We start from the raw sequence: 14,502 nt of genomic DNA, 5'->3' as shown, positions 1-14,502 counted from the left end.
TTTGTTTACCAAGGAGTTTTCCGTTTCGACTGCGCCGGAAGTGGGGCGAATTATAGACTTCCAGAATCTGCCGTCAACCCTTTATTTTGCTTTCTTATCAATTAGTTAACATTGATTAAAAAACCACCAAACTGTTTTATATGGGACCCGGGCGCTCCTATATAGAAGAAGCGTTATTTAGATGACTCCCGCCTCTCTTAAAGCAGCCACGCTAGCCGGACCCAATCCCAGTACCTCCTGGAGTACCTGAACTGTATGCTCCCCCAGCAGTGGAGGCGCACTGCGATATTCCACAGGTGTCTTGGAGAGTCGGATCGGATTGGCAACCTGAGGCACACTCCCTGCCAGCGCATGGGGCAACGCCATCGCCAAACCACGCGCCTTGACCTGCGGATCAGCAAACACCTGCGCCAGATCATTGATTGGCCCACACGGAACCCCCACCCGTTCGAGTTGCAATACCCACTCACTCGTCGTTTTGAAGACCGTCGCCTGGCGAATCAACGGGATCAGCGCCGCGCGGTTGGCAACCCGCGCCTGATTAGTGGCAAACCGCGGGTCATTCGCCCACTGCGGTTGCCCGGCGACTTCAGCAAACTTGCGAAACTGCCCGTCATTACCCACGGTCAGGATGAAGTCACCATCTGCCGTGGGGAAATCCTGATAAGGCACGATATTCGGATGCGCATTGCCCAGGCGCTTGGGTGACACTCCCGTCGTCAGGTAATTCATCGCCTGATTGGCCAAGCAAGCCACCTGCACGTCAAGCAGCGCCATATCGATATGCTGGCCACCGCCGTCGTGATCCCGATGAGCAAGCGCTGCCAGGATCGCCACGGTCGAGTAAAGCCCTGTCAGGATGTCGGTCAGCGCGACGCCAACCTTCACTGGCCCGGCACCTTCATCGCCTTCTGGCCGACCGGTAAGACTCATCAGCCCGCCCAGCCCCTGAATCATGAAGTCATAACCAGCCCGAGCCGCATAGGGCCCTGTTTGACCAAAGCCCGTGATCGAGCAATAGATCAATTCAGGATTGATCTCCTTGAGCGACTCATAGTCCAGGCCATAAGCCGCCAGACCACCCACCTTAAAGTTCTCGATCAGGATATCGGACTTGGCTGCGAGGTCACGTACCAGCTTCTGCCCCTCCGGCTGCGTGAAGTCGATAGTCACCGACTCCTTATTACGGTTAGCCGAGAGGTAATACGCAGCTTCACTGGTGTTCTCGCCATACGCATCCTTAAGGAAGGGCGGCCCCCAGGCCCGCGTGTCGTCGCCACTACCCGGCCGCTCAACCTTGATAACCTCAGCCCCAAGGTCCGCAAGAATCTGCCCGGCCCAAGGGCCCGCCAGGACTCGCGATAAATCCAGTACCCGCAGGTGCGAAAGCGCGCCCATGCCCATGCTCCTATTAATAGAACGCCTGAAGGCCGGTTTGCGCACGCCCAAGAATCAAGGCGTGCACATCATGGGTACCTTCGTAAGTGTTCACCACCTCCAGGTTGACCAAATGACGCGCCACACCAAACTCATCGGAGATCCCGTTGCCACCCAGCATGTCCCGAGCCATGCGCGCGATGTCCAGGGACTTGCCGCACGAGTTGCGCTTCATGATCGATGTGATCTCCACCGCCGCCGTGCCCTCATCCTTCATACGGCCCAGGCGCAGGCAACCTTGCAGGGCCAAAGTGATCTCGGTCTGCATGTCAGCCAGCTTCTTCTGGATCAACTGGGTCGCCGCCAACGGACGACCGAACTGGTGACGATCAAGGGTGTACTGGCGAGCGGTGTGCCAACAGAACTCGGCCGCGCCCAAGGCCCCCCAGGAGATGCCGTACCGCGCCGAGTTCAGGCAAGTGAAAGGCCCTTTCAACCCACGCACATCGGGGAAGATGTTCTCTTCAGGCACAAACACGTTGTCCATCACGATCTCGCCAGTAATGGACGCACGAAGTCCGACCTTGCCATGAATCGCAGGAGCGCTCAGGCCCTTCCAGCCTTTCTCCAGGACAAAACCGCGGATATCCCCCGCATCATCCTTGCCCCACACCACGAACACATCGGCGATCGGGCTGTTGGTGATCCACATCTTGGCGCCCGTCAGGCTGTAGCCACCATCCACCTTGCGCGCACGTGTAATCATCGCGCCCGGGTCGGAACCGTGGTTGGGCTCTGTCAGACCGAAGCAACCGATCCATTCACCAGAGGCCAACTTCGGCAGGTATTTCTGTTTTTGCGCTTCTGTACCGAATTCGTTGATCGGCACCATGACCAGTGACGATTGCACACTCATCATCGAGCGATAGCCGGAGTCGACACGCTCCACTTCGCGAGCGATCAACCCGTAGCTGACGTAGTTCAAGCCACTGCCACCGTACTGCTCTGGAATCATTGCGCCGAGCAAGCCGGTTTCGCCCATCTCACGAAAGATCGCGGGGTCGGTTTTTTCATGGCGGAAGGCCTCGAGTACGCGCGGCGCCAATTTGTCCTGGGCAAATTGCTGCGCACTGTCGCGCACCATGCGTTCTTCCTCGGTGAGCTGTTGATCCAGCAGCAGTGGATCGATCCAGTTGAAGCTTGCCTTGCCAGCCATGAATAAGTCCTCGCAGAGAAAGTCAGTAGTCGTGCAAGGAGCCTAGGCCGGACGACCGCAGAGGGCAAACGAGGTTTCCGCATAGGGTTGTGCTAATTTCTCACTTCGAAAAGACCGAGAAGGGCGCATACGCGCTTTATAAGTGAGTACAAGGTACATGCGTAGAAAAATCCCCAGCACCACTGCCCTTGTCAGTTTTGAAGCGGCAGCCCGCCACGAGAGCTTTACCAAGGCGGCGCAAGAACTTTCCATCACCCAGGGCGCTATCTGCCGACAAATCGCCAGTCTTGAGGAATTTTTAAGTGTCGAGCTGTTTCGACGCTCTCGGCGAGGCGTCAAACTGACGGAAGCGGGGCTCTCCTACAGTCGTCGAGTCGCGACGCAATTGGACGCAGTGGAACGCGATACGCTGTCCGTGATGGGGCAGCAGGGGGCAAACGTCATCGAACTGGCAGTGGTCCCGACCTTTGGGACTCAATGGTTGATCCCTCGCCTCAAGGACTTTCAACGCCAACATCCCGAAGTGACGGTGAACCTCACCAACCGCACGCGCCCCTTTCTGTTTGCCGACACAGAATTCGATGCTGCGATCTACTTCGGCGATGCCGACTGGTCTGGTACCGAATCCCACAGGTTGATGGGCGAGAATCCTGTCCCAGTATGCAGCCCCAGGCTATTAAGAACCCGTACGCACTTCAGCCCCCAGGAAATTGCCGAGCTGCCACTGCTGCAGCAGACGACTCGCCCCTACGCCTGGCGCCAGTGGTTCAACGCCCAACAGTTGAACATCCCCCGCGACATGACAGGCCCGAGATACGAGCTATTCTCGATGTTGTCCCAGGCGGCCATGCATGACATGGGCATCGCGCTGATCCCACCTTTCCTGATCCAACGAGAGCTCGACGAACACCAATTGGTCATCGCAAGCCCCAACGCACTGAGCAGCTCCAAGGCGTACTACCTGATGATTCCAGAGAGAAAAGTTGAGTCCGCCTCACTGCATGCGTTCAGAGACTGGCTCGTGGACCAATCACAGCGCTACATCCCCAGCATTTGAAGGCCATAGTTAATTTGCTGACCTTGTAGTCAGCTATTTTTATATCCTACAGATATACGTATATGTCGCTTTTTAACAGACTGTACTTGTCCTCCAGAAACATGACTCAAAGCCATGACTTTGCTGGCTTTGAGCAACTATCTTCGGCCAATGCTCGACTATTCACCGGGACGATGACAAAAACCTCAAAAATTGCCTTAACACCTTTAAATACCTGTATTTAAAGCGGTTATTTCAAAGTGTTGCGACAATCAGTCACAGGGTGACTTGTAGTTAATTTTTCGTCACCCGTCATAATCCCTTGATGGCCGTAAAGTTCGCCTGCAAAATGCCGCGCCCCGCTGTCATTTCAGCGGGATCGTGCTGATCGGCCGCCCCAGATGCGCCACCCACGGTGCACTGGCCTTTTTACAAAAAGATCAAAAGCAAAAAGATCATGCAGGAGATTTGACGTGCACATTGGTGTTCCTCTCGAAACCCAGACCGGTGAAACACGGGTGGCTGCCACCCCGGAAACCATCAAGAAGCTGATCGGCCAGGGCCATAAGGTCACTGTACAAAGCGGCGCAGGTGTCAAGGCCAGCATCGTCGACAGTGCCTATGAAACGGCAGGCGCGACCATTGGCAGTGCCGGCGACGCGTTTGGCGCCGAGCTGATTCTCAAGGTGGTCGCCCCCAGCGACAGCGAACTGACGCTGATCAAAAGCGGCACCGTGTTGGTGGGCATGCTCAATCCGTTCAGCAACGAAATCATCACCAAGCTGGCCGAACACGGCATTACCGCATTCGCGCTCGAAGCCGCGCCGCGCACCTCGCGCGCCCAAAGCCTCGACGTGCTGTCGTCGCAGGCCAACATCGCCGGTTACAAGGCTGTGTTGCTCGCCGCCCATCACTACCCACGCTTTATGCCGATGCTGATGACCGCTGCAGGTACTGTGAAAGCCGCACGCGTGCTGATCCTCGGTGCCGGCGTTGCCGGCCTTCAGGCCATCGCCACGGCAAAACGCCTGGGTGCCGTGATCGAAGCGTCCGACGTGCGTCCCGCCGTCAAAGAGCAGATCGAATCCCTCGGCGCCAAGTTCGTCGACGTGCCCTACGAAACTGACGAAGAGCGTGAATGCGCCGTGGGTGTCGGCGGCTATGCGCGCCCAATGCCAACCAGCTGGATGCAACGCCAGGCCGTGGCCGTGCACGAACGCGCCAAGCAAGCCGACATCGTTATCACCACCGCGCTGATCCCTGGACGCAAGGCACCGACCTTGCTCAGTGCCGACACCGTCGCGCAGATGAAGCCCGGCTCGGTGGTCATTGACCTCGCCGCCGCCCAGGGTGGCAACTGCCCACTGACCGTCGCTGACCAGGTAGTGGTCGAAAACGGCGTGATCATCTGCGGCCCGACCAACCTGGCCGGTGCCGTTGCCGCCGACGCATCGGCCTTGTACGCGCGCAACCTGCTGGACTTCCTGAAGCTGGTCTTCAACAAGGAAGGGCAGTTTGAAATCAACCTCGAAGACGACATCGTCGCTGCGTGCCTGATGTGCCGCGACGGCCAAGTCATCCGCAAAAACGCCTAAGCAGGGATTCAGACGATGGAAGAGCTTATCTCCCCCGGTATCTACAACCTGATCATCTTTGTGCTGGCGATTTATGTCGGTTATCACGTGGTCTGGAACGTTACCCCCGCACTGCACACGCCATTGATGGCCGTGACCAACGCCATCTCGGCGATCGTGATTGTCGGCGCCATGCTCGCCGCTGCGCTCACCGTGACCCCGCTGGGCAAGACCATGGGCACCCTGGCCGTGGCCCTGGCAGCAGTGAACGTGTTCGGCGGTTTCCTGGTGACTCGCAGGATGCTCGAGATGTTCAAGAAGAAAGCCCCGAAAGCAAAAGAAGAGGCGCCTAAGTAATGAGCATGAATCTGGTTACGACGCTCTACTTGATCGCGTCTATCTGCTTTATCCAGGCCCTCAAGGGCCTGTCGCACCCCACCACATCGCGACGCGGCAACCTGTTCGGCATGCTCGGCATGGCGCTGGCGGTACTCACTACCGTGGGCCTCATCTATAAGCTCGGCGCAGAACTCGCCACCGCGGGCATCGGCTATGTGATTGTCGGCCTGCTGATCGGCGGCACCGCCGGTTCGATCATGGCCAAGCGCGTCGAAATGACCAAGATGCCGGAACTCGTGGCGTTCATGCACAGCATGATCGGCCTGGCAGCGGTGTTTATCGCCATTGCCGCCGTGGTCGAGCCGCAATCCCTGGGTATCGTCAAACACCTGGGCGACTCGATCCCTGCCGGTAATCGCCTGGAGCTGTTTCTCGGCGCGGCGATTGGTGCAATCACCTTCTCCGGTTCGGTGATCGCATTCGGCAAACTCTCGGGCAAGTACAAGTTCCGTCTCTTCCAAGGCGCACCGGTACAGTTCGGCGGCCAGCACAAACTTAACCTGGTGCTGGGCCTTGCCACACTGGGCCTGGGCCTGGCCTTCATGCTCACCGGCAACCTCACCGCCTTTGCGCTGATGCTGGCCCTGGCGTTCGTGCTCGGCGTGCTGATCATCATCCCGATTGGCGGCGCCGACATGCCGGTCGTCGTTTCGATGCTCAACAGCTACTCCGGCTGGGCAGCGGCTGGGATCGGCTTCTCGCTGAACAATTCGATGCTGATCATCGCCGGCTCGCTGGTGGGTTCGAGCGGTGCGATCCTCTCGTACATCATGTGCAAGGCGATGAATCGCTCCTTCTTTAATGTACTGCTCGGCGGTTTCGGCAACACGCCGGATGCTGGCGCGGCGGCAGGCTCTAAAGAAGCACGCCCGGTGAAGTCCGGCTCGGCAGACGATGCCACCTTCCTGCTGACCAACGCCGACACGGTGATCATCGTGCCGGGCTATGGCTTGGCAGTGGCACGGGCACAACACGCGCTTAAAGAGCTGACAGAAAAACTGACCCACCGCGGCGTGACCGTGAAGTACGCGATCCACCCGGTGGCAGGGCGTATGCCTGGGCATATGAACGTGTTGCTGGCCGAGGCCGAAGTGCCTTACGACCAAGTGTTCGAGATGGAAGACATCAACTCCGAGTTTGGCCAGGCCGACGTGGTGCTGGTGCTGGGCGCCAACGATGTGGTCAACCCGGCCGCCAAGAACGATCCGAACTCGCCGATCGCCGGCATGCCGATTCTGGAAGCGTTCAAGGCCAAGACCATCATCGTCAACAAGCGCTCCATGGCCAGCGGCTATGCCGGCCTGGACAACGAGTTGTTCTACCTGGACAAGACCATGATGGTCTTTGGTGATGCCAAGAAAGTCATCGAAGACATGGTCAAAGCTGTCGAATAACACTGCGCCAGCGCAATACCTGAAACCCTGGCCTCCAGTAGGCTAGGGTTTTTTATTGCTGCATGAAACCCGACAAAAGGCTCTAAATCGGCACCCGGCATTCGACCATGGTAGCGGGCCGAAATTGTTTGAAATCACTAAACTGCGCACCTTGCCTCCCGTAGCCCGAGATAACAATCCATGTACCGTGATCGTATCCGCTTGCCTTCGCTGTTGAACAAGGTCATGAGCGCGGCAGACGCCGCCGCACTGATCGAGGACGGCATGACCGTCGGCATGAGCGGCTTCACCCGTGCCGGTGAAGCCAAGGCCGTTCCCCACGCCCTGGCCGAACGCGCCAAGACTTCGCCTCTGAAAATCACGTTGATGACCGGTGCCAGCCTGGGCAACGACCTGGACAAGCAACTGACCGAGGCCGGTGTGCTGTCCCGGCGCATGCCGTTCCAGGTCGACAGCACCTTGCGCAAGGCCATCAACGCCGGCGAGGTGATGTTCATTGACCAGCACCTGTCAGAGACCGTCGAGCAACTGCGCAACAACCAACTCAAGCTGCCCGACATTGCCGTGATCGAAGCCGTTGCGATCACGGAACAAGGCCATATCGTGCCCACCACCTCCGTGGGTAACTCGGCCAGCTTCGCAATTTTCGCCAAGCAGGTCATCGTCGAGATCAACCTGGCGCACAACCCGAACCTGGAAGGGCTGCACGACATCTATATCCCGACCTACCGGCCAACCCGCACACCGATCCCGCTGGTGAACGTCGACGATCGCATTGGCAGCACCGCGATCCCGATCCCACCGGAGAAGATCGTCGCCATCGTGATCACCAACAAGGCCGATTCCGCCTCGACCGTGACACCACCGGACAACGACACCCAAGGGATCGCCAATCACCTGATCAACTTCCTCAAGCAGGAAGTGGACGCCGGACGCATGACCAACAAGCTCGGCCCGTTGCAGGCTGGCATCGGCAACATCGCCAACGCGGTGATGTGCGGCTTGATCGAATCGCCGTTCGAAGACCTGACCATGTACTCGGAAGTCCTGCAGGACTCGACGTTCGACCTGATTGACGCGGGCAAGCTGAGCTTCGCCTCCGGCAGCTCGATCACCTTGTCGGAACGGCGCAACGCCAACGTGTTCGGCAACCTGGAACACTACAAGGACAAGCTGGTACTACGCCCGCAGGAAATCTCCAACCACCCGGAAGTAGTTCGCCGGCTGGGTATCATCGCCATCAACACCGCGCTGGAGTTCGACATCTACGGCAACGTCAACTCTACCCATGTGTGCGGTACGCGAATGATGAACGGGATTGGCGGCTCGGGTGACTTCGCGCGCAACGCGCACCTTGCGATCTTCGTCACCAAGTCGATTGCCAAGGCCGGTGCGATTTCCAGCGTGGTGCCGATGGTCAGCCATGTGGACCACACCGAACATGACGTCGACATCCTGGTGACCGAGATAGGCCTGGCTGACCTGCGTGGGCTGGCGCCACGGGAGCGTGCACGGGTCATCATCGACAACTGCGTACATCCGGCTTACCGCGATGCGCTGAACAGCTACTTCGAATCGGCCTGCGCCATAGGCGGGCACACCCCGCACATCCTGCGCGAAGCACTGAGCTGGCACATCAATCTGGAAGAAACCGGGCATATGCTCAAGGCGTGATTGGTACAGATCCGAGCTGATGCAAACACAGTTTCATCAGCTCGGCTGTCTGACTGAGCTTTTTGCAAAAAACTGTACTGCTGTACCGGTCATTTCCTACCGAAATATCCCACACCCTTCATCGAAAACACCTATTTCGCACTATTTCAGTGCGGACAGGTACAGTTGCTCCATTTCCGTACAGTACAGCCGCTATAAACAGTTAACTGGCCCCTCACAATACAGGTGAACTGTATCTAGAGAGTCTTGTGTCGGAGGAGGATCATTGGCATCAGTTAAACCACTACCTAATCCCGCCACAAGCGGAAGGATGTCATCATGGAACGTACACTCAGTTCCGATCTGTTCTTCGAAGAAAAAGCTGTAAACACCCAGGCTTCCCTGCCTCTGCGCGTTCTCGCCAACCTGATGCTGTGGCAGCGCCGCATCTCCAGCCGCCATCAATTGGCTCGCCTGGATTCGCGTCTGCTGGCTGACGCCGGTATCAGCGAAGCTCAACGCTACGAAGAGCTGAGCAAGCCGTTCTGGCGCTGATTGGCGCTCGCTGGCCCTGACCTGACGGGTCCACTGCCAGCAACCTGATTTGTCAAAACAAAGCCCGCCCCGGGTAACCGGAGGCGGGCTTTGTTGTATCTGGGGCCTGGCTTTTTTGATCGCCGAACAGAAGCCTTTCATCTCAACCGGTACAGTTTAAATAAAACAACAATTAAGCAGTACAATTTAACTCCGGTGTACCTGTTTCGGCAGCGGGGACTCGCACACCATGGTGCTTCAGCAATCATGGAAGCCCCGTCATGAACCTCCGTCCTTCGTCCAGCAAACGGCTGCTTATCCTTACTGCTTCAGCATTCGCCAGGTGGGCACGACGTCACTATGAGCGGCGCCAGCTGGCACAACTCGATCCCCGGGAACTGTCGGATGCCGGCATCAGCCACGCCGACCGAATGGCAGAGCTGGCCAAACCGTTCTGGCGTGACTAGACGGTCAAGAGGCTTTCCGAACGGACAAGCGGCGGCTTAATATCCACTCACCACGTGGCGAACCTTGTAGAACGGGCGTCTGATGCTCAATAGCAACGACAGTGCCCGTTTCACATGTGGCCACTCTGCGCCGCTTTTTCCATTTATCTACAGGAGTCCCCCATGTCCCGTCTTCGCCTGCTGAGTGCTGTCGCCCTGTTGGTATTGGCTGCCAATGCCAATGCGAGCAGTTTCATTGTGACCACCGACTCCATCGTTGGCGCACTGAAAGCCACCTCCGACGCCAGCTCCGATGCCACTTCATCGCTGCGTGACAACAAAGTCGTGCGCGCCTCCCGTGACGACGCCGCCAGCTTTGTCGCCAGCGAAGGCGCCATTCGTGGGGTGAAGCTGGAAAGCGCCCTGGCCCAGATCCGCCAACAAGCGCCACAACTGAACGCCGCGACTGACGCACAACTGGCCCAGGCTATCCTGGCCATCTAAGTCGCAGCACGCCGGGAGCGAGCGCCGCTCCCTGAATGCTATCGGACTGGCTCTCGCCCGGGCATTGCGCTAGCCTTGGCGCTCGCTTTCAGTTGTCGAGTCCCATGGCTTTTTCATTCCGCCTGTTGATTGTTCCTGTGTTGTTTTCGGCCTGCTGGTCGTCGACGGCTTCGGCCTTTGACCTGACCACCCAGAGTACCGTCGTGAGCGCGTACGCCACCAGCAAGGTGACCTCCGCGCCGTTTGACAGGAAGCTGATAATGGCCGCCCAGGATGACGCTGCCGCATTCATTGCCACCGACGGCCAATGGCGGGGGGCCCGACTGGAGTCAGCGCTGGATTATCTGCGCCGTACCCAGCCAAAACTTAACGCCAGCGACCTTGAACTGGCGCAAGCAATTCTCGTCCAATAATCATCTTTGTATTTCGGAGTCATTCCATGCGTAGCCCGCTGATCGCCGCCACCCTTGGCCTGCTGTTGTTGGCAGACGTTGCCCAGGCGCATACCTTGGTGGCCACCAGTAACATCATTGTTCGCGCCTCTGGCCGCACCATTGATTTCACCTCGGACACCACCACCTCCATCCGCGACTCCAAAATCGTGCGCGAAGCCCACGATGATGCCGCCAGCTTCGTCGCCACCAATGGCGAAATTCGCGGTGCACAGTTGGAAGCCGCCTTTGACACCCTGCGGACCCGCGTACCGGAAGCCCGCGACGCCAGTGACCAGACCCTCGCCGAAGCCATTCTCGCTCTGTGAGGCGCATTAACGCCTGGCTCCTGGCCGGGGTTGTGCTGCTGTGTGCCAGCACCGCCCAGGCCAGCCTGCAACTGCGGCTCAAGACCGATGGCTTGAGCCCGGCTGAACAGCAGGCCAGCCAGGCATTGCTTGATGAGGCGATGCGCTCCTTGCCGCCGCGCTTCATCGAACAGCTGGACCGGCGCATCGATGTCGGCTGGACCGACCAAATGCCCGGGAACGCCTATGGCCAGGCTTCCCTGGTGTCCGAGCTGGACCTCAACCGCAACCTTCTCGCCAGCCTGACCGACGGCAGCGCCGCCACCCAGAAGACCAACCGCCCCCACGGCACCGTGCGCCGGGAAATGCTCGCCACCGTGCTGCATGAACTGACCCACATCTATGACCGTGCGCGCCTCTGGTCCAAAGACGAACGCACACTGATCCAGCGTTGCAGCCGCCAGAACAACATCACCGGCTTGATCGGCCTGCCTGACCAATGCCGTGGCCAGAACGATCGCCGTTTCACCCTCAGTGACGACCCGCGCCTGCTGGACCTCGCCGGCTGGCCGCAATACGTCGGCCGCCGCGGCGAGCGTGAACAGCACAACCACCAGGTCGCGCGCAGCCCGGATATCTACGAAACCACCAGCCCGCTGGAGTTCGTTGCGGTCAACATGGAGTACTTTCTCCTCGACCCAAGCTACGCCTGCCGTCGCCCGTCATTGTTCCGCTATTACCAGCAACACTTCGGCTGGGCACCACCGGCACAGGACACCTGCGCAAGCACTTACGCCTTCCTCAACGCCGGTAACGATTTCGCCAAGACGCCCCTGGGCCAGGTCGATCCGGAGCGAGTGTATGAGATCGACTACCTGCTGGCCGAAGCCAACCAGAACCTGGTGAGCCGCTGGGGCCACAGCATGTTGCGCCTGGTGATCTGCGCGCCCGGGCGCCCCCGTGGCCCGGATTGCAGGCTGGACCTGGACCAGCACCTGGTGCTGTCCTACCGCGCGTTCGTCGGCGATGTGCAGCTGTCGAGCTGGGATGGCCTGGTGGGCAAGTACCCGTCACGGTTGTTCGTCCTGCCACTGTCCCAGGTGATCGACGAATACACCAAGACCGAGCTGCGCGGCCTGGCCTCGGTGCCGTTGAAACTCACGCGCCAGGAAATCAACGACACCGTTGAGCATGCCGCCGAGATGCATTGGAGCTACGATGGCAATTACTTTTTCATCTCTAACAACTGTGCGGTGGAAAGCCTGAAACTGTTGCGCAGCGGCAGCGCCAATCCGCAGCTGACCGGGCTCGACAACATCACCCCCAACGGCCTGCTCGAAGTCCTGCAGACACGCGGCCTGGCGGACACCAGCGTACTGAAGGACAAACGCGAGGCGTTACGCCTGGGCTACCACTTCGACTCGTTCCGCGAACGCTACCAGGCGATGTTCGATGTACTGCGCAAACACCTGCCGATCAAGCAGACCCAGGTTGAAGATTGGTTATCCCTCAGCGCGGCCGAGCGCCGGCAATGGTTCGGCCAGGCCGACCTGCGCACCAGCGCCGCGCTGCTGTTGCTGGAACAGGCGAGCTTTCGCAAGCAATTGATGCTGGCCCAGGATGAGGTCAAGCAGCGCTACCTCGGCGCTCGTGAGCTGAAAAATGGCGGCATGGAGAAAGCCAACGCCACGCTGCAACAGATCCTCGCCAACAGCGGCTTCCTCAGCCGTCCGGCGGAACTGCTGGGCAGCGGTGGCTACGGCTTGCCGCAACCGTCGGAATCCAAACGCCTCGAATCAGAAAGCGCCGAGCGCCAGAAGCAATTGCAATCCCTCACCGGCGAGCTGGATAAAGAGGTGAGGGCGCTGCTGGAGCCCTCCCGTGCCGCTGAGATTGCCGCGTGTGAAGCCAACCTCAAGCAAGTGGGCGAGCATTTGCGGGCACTGCACAAGGCGGCCGGCGGGCTCGAACTGCCCTGAAATACCCGAGATAAACGTATTCCAAATGTGGGAGCCAACCCTCTCCCACATTTGACCTGTGTATCCCTGAAGACCGTGCGTCTTCCCACCACCCTCCGTTTGCCCAGCGAAAGCTGGTTGAAAGCTTACGCGTCTAGGATCGCCCCCCACTGCCGGCAACAGACCGGCTGTTAACAACAACAATGGTGATTCCCGATGTCCGCCCGTACCCACCTGTTCGTCCCCCCTCCACCCGTACGCCTCGTGTCTTTCGTTCTGCGCTGAACCACCCGGTTCGCCATTCCCTAGTCGCGCTACGCCTGGAGTATTCCTATGCTGACTTTCCTTGGCTTTGCCATGGTCATCACGTTCATGTTCCTGATCATGACCAAGCGCCTGTCCGCGCTGATCGCCTTGATCATCGTGCCCATCCTGTTCGCGCTGTTCGGGGGTTTCGCACCGAAGATCGGCCCGATGATGCTCGAAGGCATCACCAAGCTCGCGCCGACCGGCGTCATGCTGATGTTCGCCATTCTCTACTTTGCCCTGATGATCGACTCCGGCCTGTTCGACCCGGCCGTGCGCAAGATCCTCAAGATGGTCAAGGGCGACCCGCTGAAAGTCTCGGTCGGCACCGCCGTGCTGGCCCTGGTGGTGTCCCTCGACGGTGACGGCGCTACCACCTACATGATCTGCGTGGCCGCCATGCTGCCGCTGTACCAGCGCATCGGCATGAGCCCGCGGATCATGGCCGGGCTGATCATCCTCGCCGGCGGCGTGATGAACATGACCCCCTGGGGTGGCCCGACCGCCCGTGCAGCCAGTGCGCTGCATGTGGACCCGTCGGACATCTTCGTACCGATGATCCCAGCCATGGCCGCTGGCGTGGTGGCGATCCTGGTGATTGCCTACATGTACGGCAAGCGTGAACGTGCGCGGCTGGGTGAACTGCACCTGCAAGGCGACGAGATCGACCACAGTGAGATCAGCGTGTCGCAATTCCCGGACGCCCGCCGTCCCAAGCTGATCTGGTTCAACGGCGCCCTGACCCTGGCCCTGATGGGCACCCTGATTGCCGGCCTGTTGCCGCTTCCGGTGCTGTTCATGGTGGCGTTCAGTATCGCGATGATCGTCAACTACCCGTGCCTGCAACAGCAGAAAGACCGTGTCGCCGCCCACGCCGGCAGCGTATTGGCCGTGGTGGGGTTGATCTTCGCCGCGGGTATCTTCACCGGCATCCTGTCGGGCACCGGCATGGTCGACGCCATGTCCAAGAGCCTGCTGGCGGTCATCCCTGAAGCCCTGGGCCCGTACCTGGCGGTAATCACCGCGTTGGTGAGCATGCCGTTCACCTTCTTCATGTCCAACGATGCGTTCTACTACGGCGTACTGCCGGTCCTGGCCGAAGCGGCCAGCCACTACGGCATTACCGCGGTGGAAATGGCTCGCGCCTCCATCGTTGGCCAACCCGTGCACTTGCTCAGCCCACTGGTACCCTCGACCTATCTGTTGGTGGCCCTGGCCGGCATTGAATTCGGCGATCACCAACGCTTCACCCTCAAGTGGGCAGTGCTGGTATGCCTGTGCATAATGTTCGCCGCATTGCTGATGGGGATTTTTCCGCTGTTCAGCACTCTATAATCGTACCGACCCACTCACCGCGCGGCGCTGC

Annotated in this window: 14 protein-coding genes; 12 read left to right on the top strand and 2 right to left on the bottom strand. The window is 59.3% G+C overall.

Annotated elements, in window-relative coordinates; genetic code table 11:
• Positions 1 to 177 precede the first annotated feature (177 nt).
• Both AC1Q6I_RS29470 and AC1Q6I_RS29465 read right to left on the bottom strand, forming a co-directional pair.
• Positions 178 to 1,398: a CaiB/BaiF CoA transferase family protein gene (locus AC1Q6I_RS29470; RefSeq protein WP_024072660.1), complete on the bottom strand. Its 1,221-nt coding sequence runs from the start codon at positions 1,396 to 1,398 to the stop codon at positions 178 to 180.
• 13 nt (positions 1,399 to 1,411) lie between these two features.
• Positions 1,412 to 2,593 (bottom strand): acyl-CoA dehydrogenase, encoded by a 1,182-nt coding sequence (locus AC1Q6I_RS29465; protein WP_024072659.1) that lies wholly within the window; start codon positions 2,591 to 2,593, stop codon positions 1,412 to 1,414.
• 157 nt (positions 2,594 to 2,750) lie between these two features.
• On the opposite strand from AC1Q6I_RS29465, the gene AC1Q6I_RS29460 reads away from it, so the two are divergent.
• The 12 genes from AC1Q6I_RS29460 to AC1Q6I_RS29405 all read left to right on the top strand — a co-directional run bounded on the left by AC1Q6I_RS29460 (position 2,751) and on the right by AC1Q6I_RS29405 (position 14,471).
• Complete coding sequence (locus tag AC1Q6I_RS29460) at positions 2,751 to 3,650, top strand: LysR family transcriptional regulator (protein WP_024072658.1); 900 nt, start codon at positions 2,751 to 2,753, stop codon at positions 3,648 to 3,650.
• A 452-nt stretch (positions 3,651 to 4,102) separates the two neighbouring features.
• Complete coding sequence (locus tag AC1Q6I_RS29455; RefSeq protein ID WP_024072657.1) at positions 4,103 to 5,224, top strand: Re/Si-specific NAD(P)(+) transhydrogenase subunit alpha; 1,122 nt, start codon at positions 4,103 to 4,105, stop codon at positions 5,222 to 5,224.
• A gap of 15 nt (positions 5,225 to 5,239) precedes the next feature.
• Positions 5,240 to 5,560 carry an NAD(P) transhydrogenase subunit alpha part 2 gene (locus AC1Q6I_RS29450; RefSeq protein ID WP_003220416.1) on the top strand — a complete coding sequence of 107 codons (321 nt, stop codon included), beginning with the start codon at positions 5,240 to 5,242 and terminating at the stop codon, positions 5,558 to 5,560.
• The gene (locus AC1Q6I_RS29445) at positions 5,560 to 6,996 is read left to right on the top strand and encodes an NAD(P)(+) transhydrogenase (Re/Si-specific) subunit beta (protein WP_024072656.1); all 1,437 of its coding nucleotides are present in this window, start codon (positions 5,560 to 5,562) and stop codon (positions 6,994 to 6,996) included. Before AC1Q6I_RS29450 ends, AC1Q6I_RS29445 begins: the two co-directional genes overlap by 1 nt.
• A 180-nt stretch (positions 6,997 to 7,176) precedes the next feature.
• Complete coding sequence (gene scpC, locus AC1Q6I_RS29440; RefSeq protein ID WP_024072655.1) at positions 7,177 to 8,670, top strand: succinyl-CoA:acetate CoA-transferase ScpC; 1,494 nt, start codon at positions 7,177 to 7,179, stop codon at positions 8,668 to 8,670.
• A gap of 318 nt (positions 8,671 to 8,988) precedes the next feature.
• Positions 8,989 to 9,204, top strand: coding sequence for a DUF1127 domain-containing protein (locus AC1Q6I_RS29435; protein ID WP_003214752.1), 216 nt, complete (start codon positions 8,989 to 8,991; stop codon positions 9,202 to 9,204).
• Positions 9,205 to 9,464: 260 nt separating this feature from the next.
• Entirely contained in the window at positions 9,465 to 9,650 is a 186-nt protein-coding gene (locus AC1Q6I_RS29430; protein ID WP_102624638.1) for a DUF1127 domain-containing protein, read from the top strand.
• 162 nt (positions 9,651 to 9,812) lie between these two features.
• On the top strand, positions 9,813 to 10,133 hold the full coding sequence (locus tag AC1Q6I_RS29425) for a DUF2388 domain-containing protein (RefSeq protein WP_102624637.1): 321 nt from the start codon (positions 9,813 to 9,815) through the stop codon (positions 10,131 to 10,133).
• A gap of 104 nt (positions 10,134 to 10,237) precedes the next feature.
• On the top strand, positions 10,238 to 10,546 hold the full coding sequence (locus tag AC1Q6I_RS29420; RefSeq protein ID WP_024072652.1) for a DUF2388 domain-containing protein: 309 nt from the start codon (positions 10,238 to 10,240) through the stop codon (positions 10,544 to 10,546).
• 26 nt (positions 10,547 to 10,572) lie between these two features.
• Entirely contained in the window at positions 10,573 to 10,893 is a 321-nt protein-coding gene (locus AC1Q6I_RS29415; protein ID WP_024072651.1) for a DUF2388 domain-containing protein, read from the top strand.
• Positions 10,890 to 12,851, top strand: coding sequence for a DUF7844 domain-containing protein (locus tag AC1Q6I_RS29410; RefSeq protein ID WP_102624636.1), 1,962 nt, complete (start codon positions 10,890 to 10,892; stop codon positions 12,849 to 12,851). The genes AC1Q6I_RS29415 and AC1Q6I_RS29410 overlap by 4 nt, the downstream gene beginning before the upstream one ends.
• Positions 12,852 to 13,163: 312 nt before the next feature.
• Positions 13,164 to 14,471: a CitMHS family transporter gene (locus tag AC1Q6I_RS29405; RefSeq protein WP_024072649.1), complete on the top strand. Its 1,308-nt coding sequence runs from the start codon at positions 13,164 to 13,166 to the stop codon at positions 14,469 to 14,471.
• Positions 14,472 to 14,502 lie beyond the last annotated feature (31 nt).

This window comes from Pseudomonas sp. MPR-R2A5, from assembly GCF_058793055.1.
The sequence above is the reverse complement of the archived record's forward strand: the minus strand, read 5'-3'. Positions and strand labels throughout refer to the sequence as shown.

Coding starts and splice junctions, on each gene's coding strand:
- AC1Q6I_RS29470 (WP_024072660.1), bottom strand. CDS start 1,398: ATGGGCGCGCTTTCGCACCTGCGGGTACTGGATTTATCGCGAGTCCTG.
- AC1Q6I_RS29465 (WP_024072659.1), bottom strand. CDS start 2,593: ATGGCTGGCAAGGCAAGCTTCAACTGGATCGATCCACTGCTGCTGGAT.
- AC1Q6I_RS29460 (WP_024072658.1), top strand. CDS start 2,751: ATGCGTAGAAAAATCCCCAGCACCACTGCCCTTGTCAGTTTTGAAGCG.
- AC1Q6I_RS29450 (WP_003220416.1), top strand. CDS start 5,240: ATGGAAGAGCTTATCTCCCCCGGTATCTACAACCTGATCATCTTTGTG.
- AC1Q6I_RS29445 (WP_024072656.1), top strand. CDS start 5,560: ATGAGCATGAATCTGGTTACGACGCTCTACTTGATCGCGTCTATCTGC.
- scpC (WP_024072655.1), top strand. CDS start 7,177: ATGTACCGTGATCGTATCCGCTTGCCTTCGCTGTTGAACAAGGTCATG.
- AC1Q6I_RS29435 (WP_003214752.1), top strand. CDS start 8,989: ATGGAACGTACACTCAGTTCCGATCTGTTCTTCGAAGAAAAAGCTGTA.
- AC1Q6I_RS29430 (WP_102624638.1), top strand. CDS start 9,465: ATGAACCTCCGTCCTTCGTCCAGCAAACGGCTGCTTATCCTTACTGCT.
- AC1Q6I_RS29425 (WP_102624637.1), top strand. CDS start 9,813: ATGTCCCGTCTTCGCCTGCTGAGTGCTGTCGCCCTGTTGGTATTGGCT.
- AC1Q6I_RS29420 (WP_024072652.1), top strand. CDS start 10,238: ATGGCTTTTTCATTCCGCCTGTTGATTGTTCCTGTGTTGTTTTCGGCC.
- AC1Q6I_RS29415 (WP_024072651.1), top strand. CDS start 10,573: ATGCGTAGCCCGCTGATCGCCGCCACCCTTGGCCTGCTGTTGTTGGCA.
- AC1Q6I_RS29405 (WP_024072649.1), top strand. CDS start 13,164: ATGCTGACTTTCCTTGGCTTTGCCATGGTCATCACGTTCATGTTCCTG.